Below are 21,214 nucleotides of genomic sequence, written 5' to 3' on the forward strand. Positions count from 1 at the left end.
GTTCCCCGGCCGGAACGGATGCTTGCGAACAGCGGTGCCGGCGCTTATGCCTTTGGCAAGACGCACTCACCGGCAAAGGGAAGGGACAGGCATGACGGGCACGGACGGAAAATCCAGGGGCATCAACACGCGGCTGGCGCATTCGGGCCACGAACCCCGATCATATCATGGCTTCGTGCAGCCGCCGGTCGTCCATGCGTCCACCGTCCTGTTCCCGGATGCCGGCACGATGGCCTCGCGCAACCAGCGCTACACCTACGGCACGCGGGGCACGCCGACATCCGATGCGCTGGCCAGTGCCATCGACGCGCTGGAAGGTTCGGCGGGCACGATCTGCGTGCCGTCGGGCCTGGCGGCCGTCACCGTACCGCTGCTCTCGTTCCTGTCTGCCGGCGACCATGTTCTGATTGTCGATTCGGTCTACAATCCGACGCGGCGGTTCGCCGATACCATGCTGGCCCGCCTTGGCGTGGAGGTGGAATACTATCCACCGGAACTGGGTGCCGGCATCGCCAGCGTGATGAAGCCGAACACAAAGGTGGTCTGGACCGAGTCGCCGGGCTCCAACACGTTTGAAATGCAGGATATTCCGGCCATTTGCGAAGCGGCGCATGCCGGCGGCGCCATCGTCATGATGGACAACACATGGGCCACGCCGCTGTTCTTCAAGCCGCTCGACCATGGTGTCGACATCTCCGTCCACGCGGCGACGAAATATCCCGGCGGCCATTCCGACGTGCTGCTTGGCACGGTTTCGGCAAACGATGCCTGCTGGGACCGGTTGCACGAGGGCTTCCTGACGCTTGGCACCTGTGCCGGGCCGGATGATGTCTATCTCGTGCAGCGCGGGCTGAAGACCATGGGCGTGCGGCTGCAACGCCACGGCGAAAGCGCCCTTGCGCTGGCGCAATGGCTGGAAGGCCAGCCGGGCGTGAAGCAGGTGCTGCACCCTGCCCTGCCATCGTTTCCGGGCCATGACCTGTGGAAGCGCGATTTCTGCGGCGCGTCCGGCCTTTTCTCCATCGTGCTCGAGGGCGGCGGCACCGAAAAGGCGCATGCCTTTCTCGACGCGCTGGAGATTTTCGGTCTCGGCTATTCCTGGGGCGGACATGAGAGCCTGGCGGTCCACGTCTACCTGGGTGACCGGACCGTCAGCCGCACCGATTATGGCGGCCCGCTGATCCGCCTGCAGATCGGACTGGAGGATGTGGCTGACCTGAAGGCCGACCTTGCCGCCGGACTGGAAGCGGCCAACGCGGCTGCCTGATCAGGGCACGAGCCAGCGGTCCGGCCGTTCCCGGCCGGGCGCCTGCCAGATGGCGCGGCGGTGGCCGGCCGAGTCCAGCGAGACGCCCTCGATCTCGTCCAGCGCCACCGACACGACCGCGTAGTGGTCGAGGCCAGGGTCATGACCACCGGGCTTCGCCTCGTGCCGGCCATAGCCGCCGCCGCGGGCGATCGTCGCCCCCTGCGGCTCGGTCAGGCGATAGACATGGCGCGAGTGGCCGGGCAGAGCGTCCCAAGCCGCCAGGGCGCGCGGATCCGGCGGCCTGACGAGGCTGGCGCGGCCACGCAGGCGCAGCATCACTTGCAGGTCCTGGCGCCACAGATGGGCTTCGAGCCGCGGATCGGCGGTCAGTTCCGCAGCCTTGGAACTGGTGGCGTCCGTGTGAAAGGTGATGTGCCAACCGTCCGCCTCGACGCTGCGCAGCATCACGGTGCGCAGGCGCGGCGCGCCGTCAAGGCCAATGGTGGCGACCTGCATGAGGCGCGGCGCCAGTTCACGCCCTGCCGCCGCTTCAGCCAGCACCTGTCTGCACCAGGCGGAAAAGGCCCGGAGATCGTCATGCCATGCAGGTTTCGTCACGCGCTTGTCACGCCTCCGTCGGCGACGATGGTCTCGCCGGTGATGAAACTCGCGGCATCGGAGGCCAGGAAGGCCGCGACAGGGCCGATCTCGTCCGGCTGGCCGATGCGCCGCAGCGGCGTCATGGCATTGCGGACCTTCATCGCCTTCTCGTCTTCCCACAGGGCGCGGGCGAAGTCGGTCCTGACCAGGCCCGGCGCCACGCAATTGACGCGAATGCCGCTCGGCCCATGTTCCACGGCGAGATTCTTGGCGAGGATGACATCGGCCGCCTTCGACATGCCGTAGGCGCCGATGACGCCATTGCCGCGCAGCCCGCCGATGGAAGAAATGATGACAATCGACCCGTTGCCCTTTTCCGCCATGCCGGGGATCACGCGTCCGCACAGCCAGAGATTGGACTTCACGTTGTTGGCGAAAATCTTGTCGAAGGCTTCGTCGGGCAGGTCGGTCAACGGTCCGTAATAGGGGTTCACCGCCGCGTTGCAGACAAGGATGTCCGGCTTGCCCCAGCGCGCCTCGGTCTCGGCGATGAGGTTTTCCACCTGCGCCTTGTCGGAAATGTTGCACGGCACGACAAGGGCTTCGCCGCCTTCGGCGCGGATGCCGGCGGCGGCCTGCTCGCAGGCATCGGCCTTGCGGCTGGAAATCACCACCCTGGCGCCAAGGCCGGCCATGCATTCGGCAATGGCCTTGCCGATGCCGCGCGACGACCCGGTGATGACGGCAATCTTGCCATCCAGCGAAAACGGATTGCGATACACGGATTTTCCCTCCCGTCAGTCTTTTCGATTCCGCCGTCAGAACAGCGAAAAATATTCCCTGTGCTCCCATTCGGAGATTTCCGAAAGGTAGCGGTCCCATTCTGCCCGCTTGATGCGTGTCAGCCAGTCGGCCACGGTTTCACCCAGCGCCGCGCGCCAGAAGGCACTGCCGGCGAAGGCCTCGATGGCGGCACCCAGATTGCGCGGCAGGCGCTCCGCGTCCCCGGCATAGGGGCTTTCCACCGGGGCGGGCGCGGTCAGGCCGCGCGTCACGCCATCGAGGCCGGCCAGGATCTGCGAGGCAAGCGCGAGATGCGGGTTGGCCGCCGGTTCCGGGGTACGGTTCTCGATGCGGCTGGCCGGATCGCCCTCGCGAAACAGCGCACGCAGCATGGCGCCCTTGTTGTCATGGGCCCATTGCACGCGATCCGGAGCCAGCAAGGCGGACAGGTAGCGCTTGTAGCCGTTGACGGTCGGCGTGGTCAGCATGCAGCCGGACACGGCATGTTCGAGCAGGCCGGCGATCCAGCCGGAGGCCGTCGGTGTCGGCTCACGCCCGGCCTGCGGCATGAAGCGGTTTTCCTCGCCGCCCAGGCCGGTGACGGACTGATGCACGTGCCAACCGCTGGCCATGCCGTTTTCGACGCGTGGTCGCGACATGAAGGTGGCGTGCAGGCCGTTGCGGGCGCAAACGGACTTCACACAATGGCGGAACAGGACGGCATTGTCGGCGGCCGCCATGGCGCGCTGCGGCTCGAAGGTGAACTCGAACTGGCTGGGGCCGAATTCGATCTCCATGGTCCGAACGGGCAGGTCCATGGCGAGGGCCGCGCGGCGCAACTCGTCCATCACCGGTTCCAGGGCGTCGTAGCGCGCCTCGGTCAGATACTGGTAGCCATGGGCAAGCAATTGCGTCTCGGGCGGCCGGGGCGGCATGCCGCCATCGCCGTGGGCCAGTCGCTCGTCGGTGACGGAAAAAACGAAGAATTCCTGTTCGAGGCCAAAGAGCGCATCCATGCCGGCGGCGTTCAGCCGGTCCACGGCGGCGCCAAGAATGCCGCGCGCCGACAAGGGCAGCGCTTCGCCATCGGCCTGCCAGATGTCGCAGAGGATGAGGGCGGAATGCGGCGACCAGGGCAGCGGGCGAAAGCTGCGCGGATCGGGCACCATGAGGAAGTCGCCCGCGCCGGTCAGCACACCACGGCCGAAACCGGAATCGGCGGCCCAGACATCGAAAACGGTGCGGTGCGACGTGTCCTTCAGCAGCAGTGTCGATGTCATGGCGACGCCAGAGCGGAAGGCGGAGGCGAGCGCATCGGCGACCAGCGTCTTGCCGCGCAGGATGCCGTGCTGGTCGATGAAACAGACGCGCACGGTCTCGAATTCACCGGCCTCCATCTCGGCGCAGATTTCGGCTGCGCGGCGGAATCCCTCGTCGTCAAGCAGGCCCTTGGTGCCGACCAGACCGGACTTCAGGCTATCAGGCGAATGTCCCCCCATCGCGCTCCCCTTCAGGCCCAGGCGCAGCCGGCGCGGCGCTCGGAATCGGCGCGCTCATAGACGGCGCGCCAGTCCTCGCTGGCCGATCCGATGGCATCCACCGCCACCGGGCCTGTCACCGCGGCGGCCGATCCGTTGGCCATGGGCAAGGCGCCTTCATCACCCTTGCCGACAGCCTCGATCGCCGCGCGCAGCATGCGGCGATAACGCGAGATGGCGATGTCGGAGCGGCCCAGATGCTCCTGCGTGCGGTCCTGGATGCGACCCATGCTTTCCACCGCCCACTGGTCATGCACGTTGATGTCCATGCCCATCCCGGTATAGGTGCGGTCCTTCTGCTCGTCGGGATCGTAGCCATAATTGTTGGCCCGGTTCTTCAGCGGCGCGTAGTCCGGCAGGCGGTGTTCCTTCAGCCGCTGCTCGCGCATCAGGGCCTTGTTCACAGGCGCTCCGAAACTGGTGAACATGGAATACCAGTAGCAGGTCTGGTCATCGACGGGCACATGCCATTGCGTGATCGTCATTTCGCGCGACATGGGGATGACGATGGCTTCCGGGAACACCTGGTTGGTCACGCGCACATGGGTGCGCCCGTCCTCCATGTGGCGTAGCGCGACGAGGCGCAGGCCGTGCGGCGCGTCCTCGACCTTGATCTCGGGGCGCGGATAATCGCGCAGCAGCTTCGTCATGGGAATTTCGGTATCGGCGGCCTTGTCGCGGAACTGCTTGCCATAGCTGGCGGACGGATCCTCGTCCTCCAGGAAGCGATGCAGGAAGGAGGCATGGGCCGGATCGATGCCGACTTCCATGGCCTGCAGCCAGTTGCATTCCCACAGGCCCTTGAAGGCGAAGACATGGCTGTCGGGCGCGGCGAAGCAATCGAGCGCGGGAAAGGGCGGCGGGTCGCCCGGCCCCATATAGGCGAAGATGATGCCGTTGCGTTCTACCACCGGATAGGAAACCGCACGGATATTCTCGTGCATGCGGCTGCCTTCGGGCTCGGCGGGCTGCTCCACGCACTGGCCGTCGCGGTTGAAGTGCCAGCCGTGGAAAGGACAGCGCAAGCCGTTGTCTTCCAGCCGGCCATAACACATGTCGGCGCCGCGATGCGGGCAATGACGCCCTATCAGGCCCAGCTCGCCCTCTTCGTCGCGGAACAGGACGAGCCTTTCACCCAGCAGCGTGACCGGCACGACGGGCCGGGCCGACACCAGTTCCTCGGCCAGTGCCGCGGGCTGCCAGTAGCGGCGCAGCACGGCGCCGGCGGGCGTGCCCGGGCCGATGCGGGTGATCAGGTCATTCTGTTCCTGGCTCATCATGGCGGGGTTTCTCCCATGCTTGTCGTCATTGCTGCCGCAAGCAGGTTTTCAGCTTGCAAGCCGCTTTTCAATGCCTGTTTGATGAAAGCCTTATCTATTCCGCGTCGGGCTGGTTCATCGGCGCGGCTGCCCGGAAAGCCTCGATCTCCATGCAGGCGTCGTGAATGCGTCGGATCGTCGGGTAAGGTTCCATGTCGACACCGAAGCGGCCGTTGTTGGCGACCTGCGCAACAAGGCAAAGGTCGGCCATGGTCACGGTCTCGCCATGGCAGAAGGTGCCGGTGGCCCCGTCTTGCGCCAGCATCTGCTCCATGGGTGCGAAGGTCTCGGCCACCCAGTGGCGGAACCAGTCGGCCACGGCCGCGTCGTCGGCGCCGAAGCGCTTGCGAATGGCATTGAGAACGCGCAGGTTGTTGACCGGGTGGATGTCGCAGCCGATCATCTGCGAGAGCATGCGCACCCGCGCCTTGCCATGGGCATCGGCGGGCAGGAGCGGCGGTTCGGGCACCATGTCATCGATGAATTCCATGATGGCGAGCGACTGGCCAAGCACCGTGCCATCCGACCAGACCAGCGCCGGCACCAGCCCCTGCGGGTTGACCGCCAGGAAATCCGGTGCCCGGTTCCCGCCATGGCGCAGGTGATGGGCCACGTAGTCGTAGTCGATGCCCTTCAGAGCCAGGGCGATGCGCACGCGGTAAGACGTGGATGAACGGAAATAGTTGTGCAGCGTGATGTTGGCCATCAGGTTCCTCCCGGTGATCGCCCGCCTGCCCGAGCGGGCGCCAAACTGCCTTGTGACGCTTTACAAGGCAAGCGTTGATCTTGCAGCCGGAACATTGCCCGGCAGGATCCGTTGACGGACCGCGATACGGCGCGTGTCAACCGGACGTGACGGCAAGGAGAACGGGCGCGGTTTTTCCGGTTTCCCGGCCCGGCCAACGAAACGGCAGACGAGCTCCTGTCCCGTCCGCGCCGTATCGCAGCGCAGCCCTGGCCCGCCTGGGCCGGAATTTCTTTTCGCGCAATCGATCAATGCAGGTCAATTTTTCTCTTTCAGCCAGCGGTGGCGCAATCGCCGACGGCGATTTTTCCAACCGCATGCCTATCCTTGGCCGATCCATTCTCGCGGAAGGACAGCGGTGATGATCGATCTCGTTCCCCTTATCGACACGGTCGGCGAAAACGGCGCGGCGCTTGCCGGCGGCGTGGCCCTCGGTCTCGTCTTCGGCATTGCCGCGCGGCGCTCGGCCTTCTGCACGCGCTCGGCCGTCATCGGCCTGTTCGGCAAGGACCGGCGCGCCTCGGCCGTCTGGCTGGCCGGCTTTGCCACGGCCCTGCTCGCCGTTCAGTTGCTGATCTGGCGCGGCACGGTGGACGTGGCCGAGACGCGCTTCTTTTCCACGGCGCAAAGCCTGTCCGGCGCACTCATCGGCGGCGGCCTGTTCGGCCTCGGCATGGTGCTGGCGCGCGGCTGTGTCTCGCGCCACCTGGTGCTGGCGGCTGGCGGCAATCTCCGCGCCCTCGTCACCACGCTTGTCATCGCGGCGGCCGGACTTGCCACCTATTCGGGGCTTCTCGTTCCCGCACGCGACGCGATTGGCGGGTTGTGGAACACGGCTGCCATCGGGGGCAACGACCTTCTTGCCCATGCCGGTCTTGCCCAGGGTGCGGGCCCTGCCATCGGCGCGGTCCTGGTGCTTTCGGCAGCCGGCCTCGCCATTGCGGCGCGGGCATCGGTCTGGCGCGTTCTTGGCGGCGTCGCCGTCGGACTGGCGGTCGCCGGCGGCTGGTACTTCACCTATGTGCTGTCGCTTCAGGTGTTCGAGCCGATCCAGGCGGAGAGCCTTTCCTTCATCCGCCCGCTCGCCACGACAGGCGAACTGGCTTCAGGCGCAAGCGAAGGGTACGGGCTCGACCAGGGCGTACTCATCGGCACGCTGGCCGGCGCCTTTCTGGCCGCCCTGCTGTTCGGCGAATTCCGGCTGAGCGGTTTTCGCGATCCGGGCGCGGCCGCGGCCTGGCGCTATCCGGCGGGCGGGGCGCTGATGGGCTTTGGCGGCATCCTGGCTGTCGGCTGCACCGTCGGCGCCGGCTTCACCGGCGGTGCCGTGCTTGCCGTATCGGCGCTTGCCGGTCTCGGCGCGATGGCCGGTTCGGCGGCGCTGGCGCATCGTTTCATCGACGCAACCGCGCAGACCGGGCAGTTGGCCCGCACCGCCGTCCAGCCGGCCGAATAATCGCAGGCAGCCCTCCCGGGACATACAGGAAGCGGCGGTGCAACCCCTTGCACCGCCGCTTGCCGTCCGTGCCCGCGCTGCCCGGCGCGGACACCGGGAGGAAGACGTTCAGCCGAACATGTCGGCCGTGATACCGGCATACCAGCCGACGGATTCCTCGTAGGTCGCCTTGCGCAGCGCAGCATCCTCGCCCGTCTGCGAGATGAAGCTGGAGGTGGAAGCGATCTGCCCATCCTGCGGCGCATATTGCGCACCGACCTTCACGCCGTCATCCGTTTCGATCAGGCTCCAGCAGGTGTTGGAGTATTTCGCCGGGAAGACCTTGGAACCGGTCAGGTCGCCGCGAATGTTCATCGAGGCAACCTTGGCCTGGCTATTGGCCGAGAACCCGGATTTCGGCATGGCGCCGGCAATGCAGGCATCGCCGATGACGAAGATGTTCTCATCCATGGTCGAGCGCATGGAGGCAGGATCAATGGGACAGAAGCCGCTGTCATCGGTGAGCCCGGCCTCGGCAGCAATCATGCCGGCCTTCTGGGCGGGAATGATGTTGAGCAGCGCGCCCTTGAACGTGTCGAGATCGGTTTCCACCGTTCCGGCATTGACGTCCACGCTTGCGATGCCGCCATGGATATTGGGACCATACCACTCGACCATGCCGGGATAGTATTTTTCCCAGCCTTCGGAAAAGAGCCCCTGCTTGGAGAATTTCTCCTTCGGATCGATGATGATGATCTTCGCATCCACACCCTTCGCCTTGAGCAGGTGCGCCATCATGGATACGCGCTCATAGGGGCCGGGCGGGCAGCGATAGGGGTTGGGCGGCGCGACCATGACGATCTGCTCGCCATTGCCGATGGCATCCAGCTTCGCCTTCAGCAATTGCGTTTGCGGCCCGGCCTTCCAGGCATGCGGCGCGATCTCCGCCGCCTCCTGAGAATATCCGGGCACGGAATCCCAGATCAGGTCGATGCCGGGCGACACGACGAGGCGGTCGTATGGAATTTCCAAGCCGTCGGCCATGATGACCTTGCGGGCGGCGCGATCGACGGTCTGCGCATAGCCGGTGACCTTTGTGATCCCGTAATTCGCCTCGAGCTTTTCATAGCCATGGGTGATGGAGTCGAAATCGCGGAACCCGCCGAGATAAAGATTGGAAAAGAAGCAGGTGGTGAATTTCTCGGAATCATCGATCAGGGTGACATCGATCTCGCCCTTGGAATCCTTGGCTATGTAGCGGGCTGCCGTCGCGCCGCCTGCCCCGCCGCCGATGACGACGACCCTGGGCTTGCCCTGTGCGCGCAAATAGGCCGGCATGGCCAGGGTTGCTGCACTGGCGCCCACCACCAGCCCGAAATGCCTGCGAGTCAATCGTGTCATGTCTTCCTCCTTAACTGACCGATCCTGCAATCTGCCTATTGTGGTTCAAGACCGTTGAAATAGGCAGCGAGCGCGGCGATTTCCTCGTTGGTGAGGTTGGCGACGCGGAGCTTCATGACCTCGTTCGAGCGAATGTTGTTCTTGTATTCGAACAGGGCGCGAACGAAGTAATCCTTCGGGATGCCGACGATCGACGGAATGCCATCGGCATGGCCGGAGGCCTGATGGCAGGTAACGCATTCGCCGGAAAGATATTCGCCATATTCCGGATCGCCCTCCATCTGCAGGACAATCTGGGCGAAGCCGGTCACGCCCGTATTGGTGCGGGCGGTCGTATCCTCGGCCGGTGCGGCCCTGGCCTGACGGGAAAGATAGGCGATCAGGTCGGCGCGGTCCTTCGCATCGGCCATGCCGCGATAGCTCATGCGATTGCCACTGATGAAGTCGCGCGGTTTCTGGATATAGGCGGAGAGCTTTTCGGCGTCCCAGACGAGACCGTCCTCGCCCGCCTGTCTCAAGGCCCTGGAATATTTGAAACCCTCGGCACTGCCGGCGGTGCGCCCAATGATGCCGTCGAGATGCGGGCCCACCTTGTGCCGGGCGTTCTCGCCCACCTCGTGGCAGCCCTTGCAGTCCTTGAACAGCTTTTCGCCGGCAACGGGATCCCCGTCGCCGGCGAAGGCATGTGTCACGAAAGCGAGCGAGAGGGCGGCGAGTGCGCGGAAAAGCCCGCGCCTGGCTGCCGAAGGGCCATCCTGCCCCCCTACCCCTTGTCTGGTCTGCATCGGCTTCCTCCCAGAACCGTGCCTGCCAGCCGTCACGGCCGCCGGATCATTCCTCGTCCGGGGTCACATCGAGAACGGTGGCACGCATCGTGATCTTCACATCATCCTTGCAATTGGTCATGCACGGTTCGGTACGCCACTGCGGATATTCCGTTTCCGCCCTGTCATCGACGATGAAGCCGTCGGCATTGGGCATCTCGACATCAAGGAAGTTCTCGTTGCTCAGCACGAATTCATCATCGACCAGATAGTTCGAATAGAGAATATAGGCGACGATGGCATATGTCTCGTCCGGCGTGAGCACCTGCGCGCCGCCAAAAGGCATGGAGCGATGGACATAGTCCCAGGCCGTCGACAGGTAGGGCCAGTAGGAACCAACCGTCTTCAGGGGATCCTCGTCGGCAAGCGTATCGTCGCCACCAGCCAGTTTCGGCCAGTTGTCAACGCCTTCGGCGAATTCGCCATGGCAGGCCGCGCATTTCTCGGAAAAGAGCGGCTCGCCCTCGGCTACCGAGCCGGAACCCACCGGCAGGCCGGTGCCATCGGGCATGACATTGACATCCCAGGCCGCGATCTCGTCGTCGGTGGCCTGGCGGCCAAGGCCGAACTTGCCCCTGGACCTGACCATCTCGAAACCGGCCGGTTCCGGCTGGCCTTCGCCCGACGCATCTGCGGCCGGCTTTTCTTCGGCTGCCGCGACCGTTTCTTCCTTCGCCGGTTCGGCTTGCGCCTTCTCCTCGCTGGCAGACGTGGAGAACGTCTTCAGATAGGCGATGACGTTTGCAACGTCTTCTTCCTTCTTGAGGCCGGCAAAGGCCATCTTGTTCTTCGGGATGTAGCCCTTGGGATCAGCAAGGTAGGCCGCGACGGTTTCATCGTTCCACGTGATGCCGGACCCAGCCATGGCGCTGGAATACTTGAACCCTTCGACAGACCCGGCCTCACGGCCAAACAGGTCATTGAGTTCCGGACCGACCTTGTTCCTGGCGCCCTCGCCCACGGCATGGCAGGCCTTGCACTTGTTGAAGACCTTCTCGCCGGCATCGGCATCGGCGGCATGGGCCGCGGTGGCCAGGGCAAGAACAGTGGTTGCCGCCAGAATTGTATCAAGAAACTTCGACATTTTCCGCCGTCCCGTCCGTTTTGACATGCCAGGTCTGGATGCAGTTGTTGTGGTAGACCGAGTTGAGGCCACGCACCGCGCGCAGCTGCGCCTTGGTCGGCTGCACATAGCCGGTTTCATCGATGGCGCGTGACTGGAGCAGCATCTCCTCGCCGTTCCATTCGGTATCGAGATAGAAACGGGTGAGCGCCTTGTTTCCGCCCTGCGTGCCCAGGCGCGCGGTCTCCCACGTCTTGCCGCCATCCCTGGAGACGTCCACACGGGTGATGCGTCCATGGCCCGACCAGGCCATTCCGGTGATCACCAGCGGACCCTTGCCATGGGTGATCGGCATTTGCGGGCTGGGCGAGGTGATGACCGATTTGGCATCCATTACCCAGGTCCACTTGCGCGACGTGCCATCGGCCAGCGTATCGGTATATTTGGACGTTTCCTCCCGGCTTTCCACCGGCCCGTCCGTCACCTCGATGCGGCGCAGCCACTTGACCCACATGTTGCCTTCCCAACCGGGAACGACGAGGCGGACCGGATAGCCATGTTCCTTGCGCAGCGCCTCGCCATTGGCCTTGAAGGCGACCAGGCAATCATCGAGCGCCTTGTCCATGGGGATGGAGCGGCCATTGGAGGAGGCGTCGGCGCCCTCGACATAGACCCACTTGTCCTTCAGGTCGCCGGCGGTATCGAGGCCGGCCTCTTCCAGGAGCGTGCGCAGGGACACGCCTGAATATTCCATGTTGTGGATCATGCCATGGGTGAACTGCGCGCCGTTAAGCTGCGCACCGGCCCATTCCATGCCGGTATTGGCCGCGCATTCGCAGAAATAGATATGGTTTTCGCGCGGGAAGCGCTCAAGATCGGCATAGGTGAAGACAAGCGGCTGATCGACCAGGCCGTTGATCATGAGGCGGTAGTCTTCCTTGCGCAATTCGATGGCGCCGGAATGGTGCCGCTCAAAGGCACAGCCCTGCGGCGTGATCGTGCCGTCAAGGGCATGGATCGGCGTGAAGTTGATGGAGGATATCGGGTCCGCCGTCAGCCAGGGCACGTTGCGGCGAATGACATCGCTCTCATACTCGATCGGCAGGCCGTAGGGCGTGGCGTCCACGCCGTCACCGGTATAGGTCGCCCAGTCCTGCAATTCGGTGATGAGCGGATCGCCCGCGGCGCGCGCGCCCACCGTCCCTGCCGCCAGCGCGGCGCCGCCGGCCAGGCCGGCTTTCAGAAAGTTGCGCCTGGAAGCGCCTTTCCCGTTTGTCTGCGTCATCGCTATCCTCCCGGATCGCTGTTATTCAAACATATAGATTATTCTATGTATCACGGTGGAAACCGTCTGTCGATTGTCCGGCTTCCTATCCTTTCCGCCAATCAGGCGTTCACGATCACCGAGCGGTTTTCCTCGATCGAGACCTCGGGCTTGCGCGCGAGATAGCTCTCGACGACTTCCCAGATGGCCGGACCCTCGGTGCCCTCGTTGACGGAGGCCCAGCCGGCCACCGCATATTCCCGGGCCGGGTCAATGGCTTCGCCGGTCTTGAGGAGCGTCATGCCGGAAATGCGCGAGCCCATCGGCTTGTTGATGTCGATGGTGTAGCCCATGCCGCCGATGCGGACCATGTCGCCGCCCTGCTGATAGTAGGGATCGGTATTGAAAAGGTTGTCGGCCACGTCCTCGATGATGTCCTTGAGCATCTGTCCCGACATCATCGAGCGATAGGCTTCGGGATAGGTCATGGCGCAGGCGTTGTGCAGGTCTTCCACGGTGATGTCCTGGCCGGGCACCAGCGTCGTGCCCCAGCGGAAACCGGGCGACAGCGAAATGTCGGCTTCGCGTTCTTCCAGCAGCGCCTGGCAGAAAAGATCGTCAAAGGTGCCGTTGAAATTGCCGCGCCGGTAGAGCAGCGAATCGGTGCGGCCGAGGACACGGGCCAGTTCGGCTTCGTATGGCGCGCGCACCTTGTCGATGAGCGCTGTCATGTCGGCATCCGGCGTGATGACATCGGAAAAGACGGGGATCAGGCGGTACTGGTAGCCCTGCACCTTGCCGTCGCGCACATCCAGATCGACGCGCGAGACAAACTTGCCATTGGAGCCCGAGGCGATGACCAGCGTGTCGTTGACGATCACCGGTTCAGGCAGGGCGTCATGGGTGTGGCCGGTGAGGATCACGTCGATCCCGTCGACACGGCCGGCCAGCTTGCGATCGACATCAAAGCCGTTATGCGAAAGAAGCACCACGACATCGGCGCCTTCATCGCGCGCTTCCTGCACGTTGCGGATCACATCCTCCTCGCGAATGCCGAAGGACCAGTTGGGGAACATCCAGCGCGGATTGGCGATCGGGGTATACGGGAAGGCCTGGCCGATGACGGCGACCCTGGCGCCGCCCTTCTCGAACATCTTCCAGCCCTCGAAGGCCGGCTCGTCCCATTCGGCGTCATAGATGTTGCCGCCCAGGAACGAGAACGGCAGGCTTTCGACCACTTCCTTCACCCGGTCCGCGCCATAGGTGAACTCCCAGTGGCCGGTCATGGCATCGGGTTGAAGCGCATTCATGACATCGACCATGTCCTGGCCTTCGGTCTGCTGCGCGGTATAGGATCCCTGCCAGGTGTCGCCGCCATCGAGCAGCAGCACCTTGTCGTCACCGCGATCGGCGCGAATACGCCTGACCACGGTCGCGACGCGGTCCATGCCGCCCATCTTGCCATAGGTCCTGGCCAGCGACACGAAATCCTGCGACGTCAGCGCGTAGGCGTGCGGGCTGCCCGGCTCGATGTTGTAAAGCTTGAGGAAATCGGCCCCGGTCACATGGGGTGGCAGGCCCTGAACCTCGCCGACACCCAGATTGATCGACGGTTCGCGGAAATAGACCGGCTTGAGCTGCGCGTGGATGTCGGTGATGTGGACCAGCGTCACGTTGCCGTAATCGGCCTGCGCCAGCAGGCTCTCCTCGCTCAGCGCCTGCTGCGCGGCGGCGCGCGACCAGTTTCCGACCAGGGCCGGGCCGGTGATTGCCGACAGGGCGGCTGTTGCCATCAGGAATTCACGTCTGGTCAGCATCGGTCGGGGTCTCCGGTCCACGCAAGGTTCTTGTTCGATCAAAGAAGGGACGGCTCCGGGCCGGCTCGGCCCGGAATTCATGCCCCTTCAGATTTTCCGGTTGCTGCCAACCGGCCGGAAGCGGCAAGCCGCCTCCGGCGCAGGCAACGTTTACTGGCGGACGGCCGGCGTCTCGACCGACAGGCCGGTGCCGCGCCAGGTCACATAGACCTCCAGCGCCATCAGTTCGTCCGAGAACGCCTTGGGCTGGGTTCCGCGCGTATCGCGGATGCAGCCACGGAAGCGGTTGTGAACCGACGTGAGGCCGGACTTCAGACGGTAGGTCGGAAAGCCGTTGACCTGTCCCTGGCTGAGATGGTCCGCACGGATCATCTTGCCCATGTTGACTTCATGGCAGGAGGCGCAGGACAGGTTCAGCTGGCCGGTGCGGGTGTAGTAGACTTCCTTGCCCTTTTCCCACCAGGACTGAAGCTCGCCCTGGCTGAGGTCAACCGATACCGGCTCGCCCAGCGACTGGTGCTTGATATAGACCGTCAACGGCTTCTGGCCGCCCTTGTCGAAGGCATAGGGCTCGGCGCCCATGTTCTCTTCGCGGCACTTGTTGATCTGAAGCTCGATGTTGATCGGGCGCTTGGCGTCGGCATCCCATTTAGGATAGTGGGCCGCAACGCCCTTCATGCTTTCGGCCGCGTCGCCATGGCAGGACGCGCATGACTTGCCCGCAGTGCCTTCGACAGTGTTCCAGATCTGCTCGCCCTCCTCGGCGGCCAGCATGCCGGGATTCTCGAACGAATCACGCTCCAGATCCCTGGTCTCGGCCTCGCGGAACAACCAGCCCGACAGAACCTCGTCGAACGGATGCCCCTCCGGCGCCGCGGTGCGGGTGACCATCGGCTTGCCGTCGATCTCGAGCGTATCGTCAACGGGATCGGCCTTCAGCGCCACCGTACCGGCAGCCAGTGCCAGTCCCAGCATCGCGCCCGTCATGAATGTCGTTTTCTTCACGCGTCTTCCCTCCCAGGAACATTCGCCGGCGCCCGTCACGTGACCGGCGGCCGGCGCATCGTTCTTATTTTACCGTGATCTCGTTCTCGGTCTCATAGACCGAACCGTCATCATCCACCCAGGTGAACTTGAACGTGCCGCTCTCGTTGACCTTGGCATTGAACTCGAAATACGGATTGGCCGACACGGCCGGATCGAGATCACAGGAGAACACCGGCTGGCCGTTGAACTCGCAGCTGAACTTGTTGATGATCTGGCGCGGGATCGGATTGCCATCCTTGTCCTTGCGCTGACCCGATTCCATCTCGTGGCTGATCAGGGTCTTGATGGTGATGACCTCGCCGGCCGATGCCGACTTCGGGACCTTCACGCGGGGTTTGGACTTAGCCATTTTCTTCTACCTCGTTTCCCTTGATCAGCCGCCGCAGCCACCGATGGTGACCTTGACCTGCTTCCTGTCCATGTAGACCGAGCCGTCCTTCATCTTCGCGACGGCAACCACGTCCTGCGTCTTGGCGAGACGAATGCGCGTCGTGGCCAGGGCCGCACCGGAAAGCGAGGTAAAGTGGAACGTGGCCACGCCCGGGCTCGGATTTCCGTCGGCCAGCACGAGCACCGATTCGACGAGGTCGTCGCCTTCCATGGCGCTTTCCACCTCGACGGTGACGGGCACGGTGTTGCCGTTCTCCGCGATTTCCGGCGTGTTGAGCGAAATCTTCCCGCTCTCCGGCGTCTTGCCGCCGGTGAACTCCATGATCGCCTTTTCGGTTGCTTCAGCAGAGGCCAAAGCGGGCGCGGCGCGGAAGCCCGTCACCGCAAATGCGGCCGCGGCAGCGCTGAACCCGAGGGCCTGTCGTCTTGTCATCTTCATGGCATGAGGCTCCTTTCTGCCAATCATTCCTTCAGCGTGGCCAGATAGGCCACCACGTCCTCAACCTGCTGCGCAGTCAGGATCGTCTTGCCGACGAACTGCTCAGCCGGCTCCTTGCCCACCTCCAGCGAATAGAAACCGGGCATGACGGTCTCGTCGCTGAAAATCTTCTTGGAGTTCACCACGATGGCCCGCAGTTCCGCCTCGCTCCAGCGGTCGGCAACGCCATCGAGGGACGGGCCGACATCGCCATGGAAAAGCTCGTTCTCCATGTCCTTGTTGGCATGGCAGGCAAGGCAATTGCCAAGCTTGCGGCTCTTGAACGCCTCGGCACCGGCGGCGGGATCGCCCGCCTGGCCCGTCAGCGACGCCATGACGCCGTCGTCGGTGAATTCGACGCCATCGGGCGCCACTTCCGCTGCACCCGCAACGGCAGCAACGGCCATGGCCGCCGCAAATGTTACCAGTCCTGTGCCCAGCTTCATCGGGTTCATGTCTCCTCCGCTATTCCGGCAGGCGGTTGCTCCGCCTCCCCCTTGTCTTCAGTCGCGCACCTTAGCGCTTGTCAATCCCGCTTTCAATGCATGGATATGAATTTTAATATGTGTCATTCGTCGCATATGCAATGCTGCGTTGCAGCAAGTCGTTCGCATTCGCAGCAATCACTCGCTGTCGAGCCGGCCGGCCGCGCGCATCTCGTTGATTATGCGGGCATGATACTTCTGGAAGTGCTCTTCTCCCTCATAGCCCTTTTCGCGCACCCAGCGGAACATGTTCAGGAAGGTGTTCTTTCCGAAGGCGCCGGGCATGATGGCGACGGCGGCCTTGGCAACCGTGGTTTCGCCTTCAGGCACCGCCTCGGGCAGGAAGACGATCGTTGGCGTGAAGACGAAGCCCCACTTGCGCGCGGCGTTCTTCTCGGAAAGCTCCTCGCCGTCCAGATCGGTCACCTCGGTGTCGCCGAACATGTTGTACTGCACGACCATGTAATTGGCCTTGATGTAATCGGCGACCTCGGGATCGGACAGGATCTTTTCGTGCATCGCGCGGCAATAGATGCAACCGCGCTGCTCGAACACGATGGCCAGGCGTTTGCCCTCGGAGGCGGCGGTTTCGATGTCCTCGGCGACATCCCGGAAGGTGTTGGCGAACCAGGCCTGCTTGTGGAGACCGTCATCGCCGATCTCCGCGGCCTGGGCAGCGATTGGCAACAGGAACAAGGCAAACAGGGCAAACAGGCGAATCATGCGCTTTCTCCTCAACCTATGGTCTGGAAGGCCGGAAACGTGTCGATCAGCCACTGGGCGATCCGCGACATCTGGCCCGTGATGAACAGTATACCGGTTATCACCAAAAGCCCGCCCATGGCCATTTCCACCTTGTGCATGTGACGCTTGAACCGCTGGGCGGCGCCGATGAAACGGCTGGCGAAGAGGGCGGCCAGGATGAAGGGCACGCCAATGCCGAGCGAATAGGCGCCGAGCAGCATGGCGCCTCGCGCCGCCGTATCCTCGGTGCCGGCAACGAACAGGATCGCGGCCAGCACGGGGCCCACGCATGGCGTCCATCCGAAGGCGAAGGCAAGGCCGATGACATAGGCGCCGGCGAGGCCGGCGGGCTTGCGATCCACCTGCACGCGAGCCTCGCGGTAAAGCAGGCCGATCCGGAAGACGCCCAGGAAATGCAGGCCCATGACGAGGATGACGAGACCGGCGACGGCCGCCAGGACATTTATGTCCAGCGGACCGACGCGGATCGACCAGGCCAGGGCTTCGCGCATGGCCTGACCGAAAACGGAAGCCGTGGCGCCCAGCATGATGAAAACCGTCGAGAAACCGAGCACGAAGGCAAATGCGGCCAGAACGATCTTGCGCGAGCGGCCGGAAAGCGTTTCGCTGGCCTGCAATTCCTCGAAGCTCAGGCCCGCCAGCCAGGCCAGGTAAGGTGGTACGATCGGCAATACGCATGGCGACACGAAAGACAGGATTCCTGCCACGAGCGCGCCCCACAGACTGACATCCAGCATTGTTCCTCCCGTCATCCGTCCTGCAAGCCTGCAGCCGTCCTCACTTACCGGATGAGGGCTGGAATGTATGCGAGAAAAGCTATATGTTGCAATCTCAAAATGAGGTGCTTTCGTGAAATCCATCGCAGCCCTGGCCACAGCCGGCCTTCTCGCCCTGACTGCCCTGCCCGCCCCGGCAGCCGAAATGCTGATGCTGGAACAGCCGGGCTGCGCGTGGTGCAAGCGCTTCAATGCGGAAATCGCACCGGCATGGCCGAACACGGACGAAGGCAAGGCCGCGCCGCTGCGCCGGGTTGACATCACCAGGGCATGGCCGGCGGATCTGGACTTCGTCGCGCGGGAACGGTTCACGCCGACATTCGTGCTCATCGACGACGGCAGGGAGATCGGCCGGATCAGGGGCTATCCAGGAGACGAGTTTTTCTGGTATCTGGCCGGCGAACTGATCGGCAAACTGCCCGCGGATTGATCTTTCGCATTGCAGCATGCTAGAATGAAAATGTTTACATGTACTGTCGGTTGCCGACGGCGCCTTGGATGGCGGGGAAAAAACCATGGCACTTCCAAAATTCGATCCCTCTGCCCCGGAGGACATGAACGTACTCATCGCCCAGGCTCGCAAGGCCAGCGACCTGCTCAAGGCACTCAGCCATGAAAGCCGGCTGTTGATCCTGTGCCTGCTGGCCGAAGGCGAGAAATCGGTTTCCGAACTGGAATCGATCATGGACATGCCGCAGGCAGCGGTGTCGCAGCAGCTTGCACGTCTGCGCTTCGACCAGCTGGTGGAAACGCGGCGGGAGGGGCGCATGATCTACTATTCGCTGGCCAACGAGGAAGTGGCGCCGGTGATCGAGACGCTTTACGGCCTTTTCTGCGCACCGGTGCGCGACGATGAACGGAAAGCCGCCGAGTAGGTCACGGCTGCCACATTCCCTATCATGGACCAAGCCGGCTCCCGCGCCGGCTTTTTGCTGTGGCAGTCATGGTCACCGCAGAGCCTGCTCGATTGCGCTCTGCCAATATGGCAGCTAGGATCATTTCCAGAACAAGGAGGCGGCCTGCCAGCCGGCGGAACCGCCCGGAGGAAACGCTGATGGAGATTGCGGAATCGCCGTGGTTCCTGCCGCTTGCCGGTCTCCTGGCCGGCCTGGTGATGGGCTATGCCGCCCGGCGAACGCATTTCTGCACCCTGTCGGCGCTTGAGCGTCACTGGTACGCGGGCGATTCGACGGGTCTCTCAAGCTGGATCCTGGCCGCTGCCGTCGCGCTTTTCGCCACGCAAGCGATGATCCATACCGGCCTTGCCGACATCGCCGGCACGTTCTACCTCTCGCCGCTCTTCGGCCTCACCGGTGCGATCATCGGCGGCGTGGCCTTCGGTTTCGGCATGGCCCTGGTGGGAACCTGCGGGTTCGGTGCGCTGGTGCGCTCGGGCGGCGGCAGCCTGCGCTCGGTCGTGGTGCTGCTGGTCCTGGGGCTGTCGGCGCTTGCAGCCCAGAAGGGGCTGATCGCGCAGGTGCGCGTGCAGATCGTGGACAATGTCGCCATCGACCTTTCCCCGCTGGAAAGCCAGTCGCTCGGCGCCATCCTGTCCCATCTCGCGGGCCGGGATCTGTCGCTCATCGTGGCCGCGGCCGTTGTGCTGGGCCTTCTGTTCTGGGCCTTTCGCGACGCGGCCTTCCGGCGCAACCGGGCGCGCATCCTGTCGGGCATCGTCATCGGCCTTGCCGTCGCCTTTGGCTGGTGGGCCACATCGACAGCCGCCTTCCACGCCTTCGAGCCGGTGCAGATCGAAGCCGGATCCTTCGTCGTGCCGATCGGCGACACGATCATGCATTTCGCCACATTTACCGGTGTCGTTCCGGACTATGGCGTGGGTCTGATGGTGGGCGTGGTGTGCGGCGCGGCGCTGTGCGCCTGGCTGGCCGACGACATGCGCTGGGAGGCCTGCGACGACGCCCGGGAATTGTCGCGGCACATGGCCGGCGGCTTTCTCATGGGCACGGGCGGCGTCTTCGCCATGGGCTGCACCATCGGGCAGGGCGTGACGGCCGTTTCGACGCTCGCCATATCGGCCCCGGTCGTCATGGCGTCCATCGCCCTTGGCGCGCGCATGGGCCTTGCCTGGCTGCTGGAAGGATCCGTTGCCTCCGCGTTCCGCCGGACGGGCCACAATCCGGCGGAATAGCGTTCAAGCGCCAACAGCCGTGGGCAGCGCAGGGCCGCCCACGATCAGCCTGCGGCGAAGCGGTAGGCCGAGCCGTCCCTTTCCACCATGCCCTGACCCGGATGCGGCAGGTGATAGCCGATGATGCGGGACTTGTCGGCGGCAAGCCTGTCGATCAGGGCGGTGCGGGTCTCGATGCCCTTTTGCGGGTCATGGTCGCTGCCCGAAGGCCATTCCGGATGGGCAAAGGAAATCACCGCATTGGAGATGGCATCGCCGATGACCAGCATGGACTCGGAGCCCGAATGCAGCATGTAGGACAGATGGCCCGGCGTATGACCGGACGTGTCGATTGCCTCGACACCGGGGATGACCTCGGCGCCGGGGCGGATCAGGTTGATGCGGTCTTCCAGGAAAGCCAGCCGGTTCTGCGCCCCGACCACGAAGGACTTGCGCTCTTCCGGCATGTTGTCCAGCGTGTCATCGGCCCGCCAGTAGTCCCATTCCGCCTGTCCCATGAAATAGTTGGCGTCCGGGAAGACGAGTTCGTCGAAATCGTCGACCAGGCCCCAGAGATGGTCGGGATGGGCATGGGTGAAGATGACATCGGTCACGTCCGCCGGATCGATGCCTGCTTCTTCCATGTTGGCGATCAGGTCGCCGGCGGTCGGCATGAAATTCGATCCCGACCCGACATCGAAGATGGCGAGCCTGTCGCCGGACCGGAAGAAGGTGACGTTGCAATCCGGTGTGATGGCATCGGTCGCCATGCCGTTGGCCTTGAGCAGGGCTTCGATTTCAGCGGCCGGCACATCCGGCGCGATGAAGGAAAGCGGCAGGGTGAGCGTGCCGTCCGAAACGATGGTCACATCGGCGTCGCCGAGTGTTGCATTGCCGACGGCGCGGGCCTGACGCGCAGACAGTCCCATGGCCAGCGCGGCCAGTCCCGCGCTTCCGAGCATGAGTGTCTGACGGCGGGTCAGTCTGAACTGGTCCGCGATGACCTTGGCGTCACGGCGCATGGTTTTCCTCCCTGAAAGGCATTTTGTCTTGTTCAGAAAAGCATGTCCGGACCAAACATTCAATTGTTTGAATTTGTTTTCCTGC

Annotated in this window: 22 protein-coding genes; 5 read left to right on the top strand and 17 right to left on the bottom strand. The window is 63.9% G+C overall.

The window, feature by feature from the left end:
• The first annotated feature begins 91 nt into the window (after positions 1 to 91).
• Positions 92 to 1,267 (top strand): cystathionine beta-lyase, encoded by a 1,176-nt coding sequence (locus R3D65_RS15375; RefSeq protein WP_371276141.1) that lies wholly within the window; start codon positions 92 to 94, stop codon positions 1,265 to 1,267.
• Here R3D65_RS15375 and R3D65_RS15380 read toward each other — a convergent pair whose 3' ends face one another.
• From R3D65_RS15380 to maiA, 5 genes are all read right to left on the bottom strand, one after another.
• Complete coding sequence (locus R3D65_RS15380; RefSeq protein WP_371276142.1) at positions 1,268 to 1,867, bottom strand: pyridoxamine 5'-phosphate oxidase family protein; 600 nt, start codon at positions 1,865 to 1,867, stop codon at positions 1,268 to 1,270.
• The gene (locus R3D65_RS15385; RefSeq protein ID WP_371276143.1) at positions 1,864 to 2,631 is read right to left on the bottom strand and encodes an SDR family NAD(P)-dependent oxidoreductase; all 768 of its coding nucleotides are present in this window, start codon (positions 2,629 to 2,631) and stop codon (positions 1,864 to 1,866) included. Before R3D65_RS15385 ends, R3D65_RS15380 begins: the two co-directional genes overlap by 4 nt.
• 36 nt (positions 2,632 to 2,667) lie before the next feature.
• Positions 2,668 to 4,131, bottom strand: a complete 1,464-nt coding sequence (locus R3D65_RS15390; RefSeq protein WP_371276144.1) for a glutamine synthetase family protein — start codon at positions 4,129 to 4,131, stop codon at positions 2,668 to 2,670.
• Between the two features lie 11 nt (positions 4,132 to 4,142).
• Positions 4,143 to 5,450: a Rieske 2Fe-2S domain-containing protein gene (locus tag R3D65_RS15395; RefSeq protein WP_371276145.1), complete on the bottom strand. Its 1,308-nt coding sequence runs from the start codon at positions 5,448 to 5,450 to the stop codon at positions 4,143 to 4,145.
• A 94-nt stretch (positions 5,451 to 5,544) separates the two neighbouring features.
• Entirely contained in the window at positions 5,545 to 6,195 is a 651-nt protein-coding gene (gene maiA / locus R3D65_RS15400; protein ID WP_371276146.1) for a maleylacetoacetate isomerase, read from the bottom strand.
• Between the two features lie 400 nt (positions 6,196 to 6,595).
• Here maiA and R3D65_RS15405 point away from each other — a divergent pair, with 400 nt between their 5' ends.
• Positions 6,596 to 7,690, top strand: coding sequence for a YeeE/YedE thiosulfate transporter family protein (locus R3D65_RS15405; protein WP_371276147.1), 1,095 nt, complete (start codon positions 6,596 to 6,598; stop codon positions 7,688 to 7,690).
• Positions 7,691 to 7,798: 108 nt separating this feature from the next.
• Here the strand turns inward: R3D65_RS15405 and R3D65_RS15410 are convergent, their stop codons facing one another.
• The 11 genes from R3D65_RS15410 to R3D65_RS15460 form a co-directional block, all read right to left on the bottom strand.
• On the bottom strand, positions 7,799 to 9,070 hold the full coding sequence (locus tag R3D65_RS15410; RefSeq protein WP_371276148.1) for an FCSD flavin-binding domain-containing protein: 1,272 nt from the start codon (positions 9,068 to 9,070) through the stop codon (positions 7,799 to 7,801).
• Between the two features lie 35 nt (positions 9,071 to 9,105).
• Entirely contained in the window at positions 9,106 to 9,855 is a 750-nt protein-coding gene (locus R3D65_RS15415) for a c-type cytochrome (RefSeq protein ID WP_371276149.1), read from the bottom strand.
• A gap of 46 nt (positions 9,856 to 9,901) precedes the next feature.
• The gene (locus R3D65_RS15420) at positions 9,902 to 10,978 is read right to left on the bottom strand and encodes a c-type cytochrome (protein ID WP_371276150.1); all 1,077 of its coding nucleotides are present in this window, start codon (positions 10,976 to 10,978) and stop codon (positions 9,902 to 9,904) included.
• Entirely contained in the window at positions 10,962 to 12,242 is a 1,281-nt protein-coding gene (soxC, locus tag R3D65_RS15425) for a sulfite dehydrogenase (protein ID WP_371276151.1), read from the bottom strand. Before soxC ends, R3D65_RS15420 begins: the two co-directional genes overlap by 17 nt.
• A 101-nt stretch (positions 12,243 to 12,343) precedes the next feature.
• Positions 12,344 to 14,038 carry a thiosulfohydrolase SoxB gene (soxB, locus tag R3D65_RS15430; protein ID WP_371276152.1) on the bottom strand — a complete coding sequence of 565 codons (1,695 nt, stop codon included), beginning with the start codon at positions 14,036 to 14,038 and terminating at the stop codon, positions 12,344 to 12,346.
• 150 nt (positions 14,039 to 14,188) lie between these two features.
• Positions 14,189 to 15,013: a sulfur oxidation c-type cytochrome SoxA gene (soxA, locus tag R3D65_RS15435; protein WP_371276473.1), complete on the bottom strand. Its 825-nt coding sequence runs from the start codon at positions 15,011 to 15,013 to the stop codon at positions 14,189 to 14,191.
• A 94-nt stretch (positions 15,014 to 15,107) separates the two neighbouring features.
• Positions 15,108 to 15,434, bottom strand: a complete 327-nt coding sequence (gene soxZ / locus R3D65_RS15440) for a thiosulfate oxidation carrier complex protein SoxZ (RefSeq protein ID WP_371276153.1) — start codon at positions 15,432 to 15,434, stop codon at positions 15,108 to 15,110.
• Positions 15,435 to 15,458: 24 nt separating this feature from the next.
• Positions 15,459 to 15,914, bottom strand: a complete 456-nt coding sequence (gene soxY, locus R3D65_RS15445) for a thiosulfate oxidation carrier protein SoxY (protein WP_371276154.1) — start codon at positions 15,912 to 15,914, stop codon at positions 15,459 to 15,461.
• Between the two features lie 23 nt (positions 15,915 to 15,937).
• Complete coding sequence (soxX, locus tag R3D65_RS15450) at positions 15,938 to 16,408, bottom strand: sulfur oxidation c-type cytochrome SoxX (RefSeq protein ID WP_371276155.1); 471 nt, start codon at positions 16,406 to 16,408, stop codon at positions 15,938 to 15,940.
• A gap of 168 nt (positions 16,409 to 16,576) precedes the next feature.
• Positions 16,577 to 17,161 carry a SoxW family protein gene (locus R3D65_RS15455; RefSeq protein ID WP_371276156.1) on the bottom strand — a complete coding sequence of 195 codons (585 nt, stop codon included), beginning with the start codon at positions 17,159 to 17,161 and terminating at the stop codon, positions 16,577 to 16,579.
• 11 nt (positions 17,162 to 17,172) lie between these two features.
• On the bottom strand, positions 17,173 to 17,940 hold the full coding sequence (locus R3D65_RS15460) for a cytochrome c biogenesis CcdA family protein (RefSeq protein ID WP_371276157.1): 768 nt from the start codon (positions 17,938 to 17,940) through the stop codon (positions 17,173 to 17,175).
• A 184-nt stretch (positions 17,941 to 18,124) separates the two neighbouring features.
• Between R3D65_RS15460 and R3D65_RS15465 the strand changes: the two genes are divergently transcribed.
• The 3 genes from R3D65_RS15465 (at position 18,125) to R3D65_RS15475 (ending at position 20,128) form a co-directional block, all read left to right on the top strand.
• Positions 18,125 to 18,409 carry a transcriptional regulator gene (locus R3D65_RS15465; protein ID WP_371276474.1) on the top strand — a complete coding sequence of 95 codons (285 nt, stop codon included), beginning with the start codon at positions 18,125 to 18,127 and terminating at the stop codon, positions 18,407 to 18,409.
• A gap of 85 nt (positions 18,410 to 18,494) precedes the next feature.
• Positions 18,495 to 18,854 (top strand): ArsR/SmtB family transcription factor, encoded by a 360-nt coding sequence (locus R3D65_RS15470; RefSeq protein WP_371276158.1) that lies wholly within the window; start codon positions 18,495 to 18,497, stop codon positions 18,852 to 18,854.
• A gap of 179 nt (positions 18,855 to 19,033) precedes the next feature.
• Positions 19,034 to 20,128, top strand: coding sequence for a YeeE/YedE family protein (locus R3D65_RS15475; RefSeq protein WP_371276159.1), 1,095 nt, complete (start codon positions 19,034 to 19,036; stop codon positions 20,126 to 20,128).
• Between the two features lie 44 nt (positions 20,129 to 20,172).
• Here the strand turns inward: R3D65_RS15475 and R3D65_RS15480 are convergent, their stop codons facing one another.
• Positions 20,173 to 21,129 (bottom strand): MBL fold metallo-hydrolase, encoded by a 957-nt coding sequence (locus tag R3D65_RS15480; RefSeq protein ID WP_371276160.1) that lies wholly within the window; start codon positions 21,127 to 21,129, stop codon positions 20,173 to 20,175.
• Between the last annotated feature and the right edge of the window lie 85 nt (positions 21,130 to 21,214).

The organism is Zhengella sp. (genome assembly GCF_041397485.1).
Taxonomy (GTDB): domain Bacteria; phylum Pseudomonadota; class Alphaproteobacteria; order Rhizobiales; family Rhizobiaceae; genus Zhengella.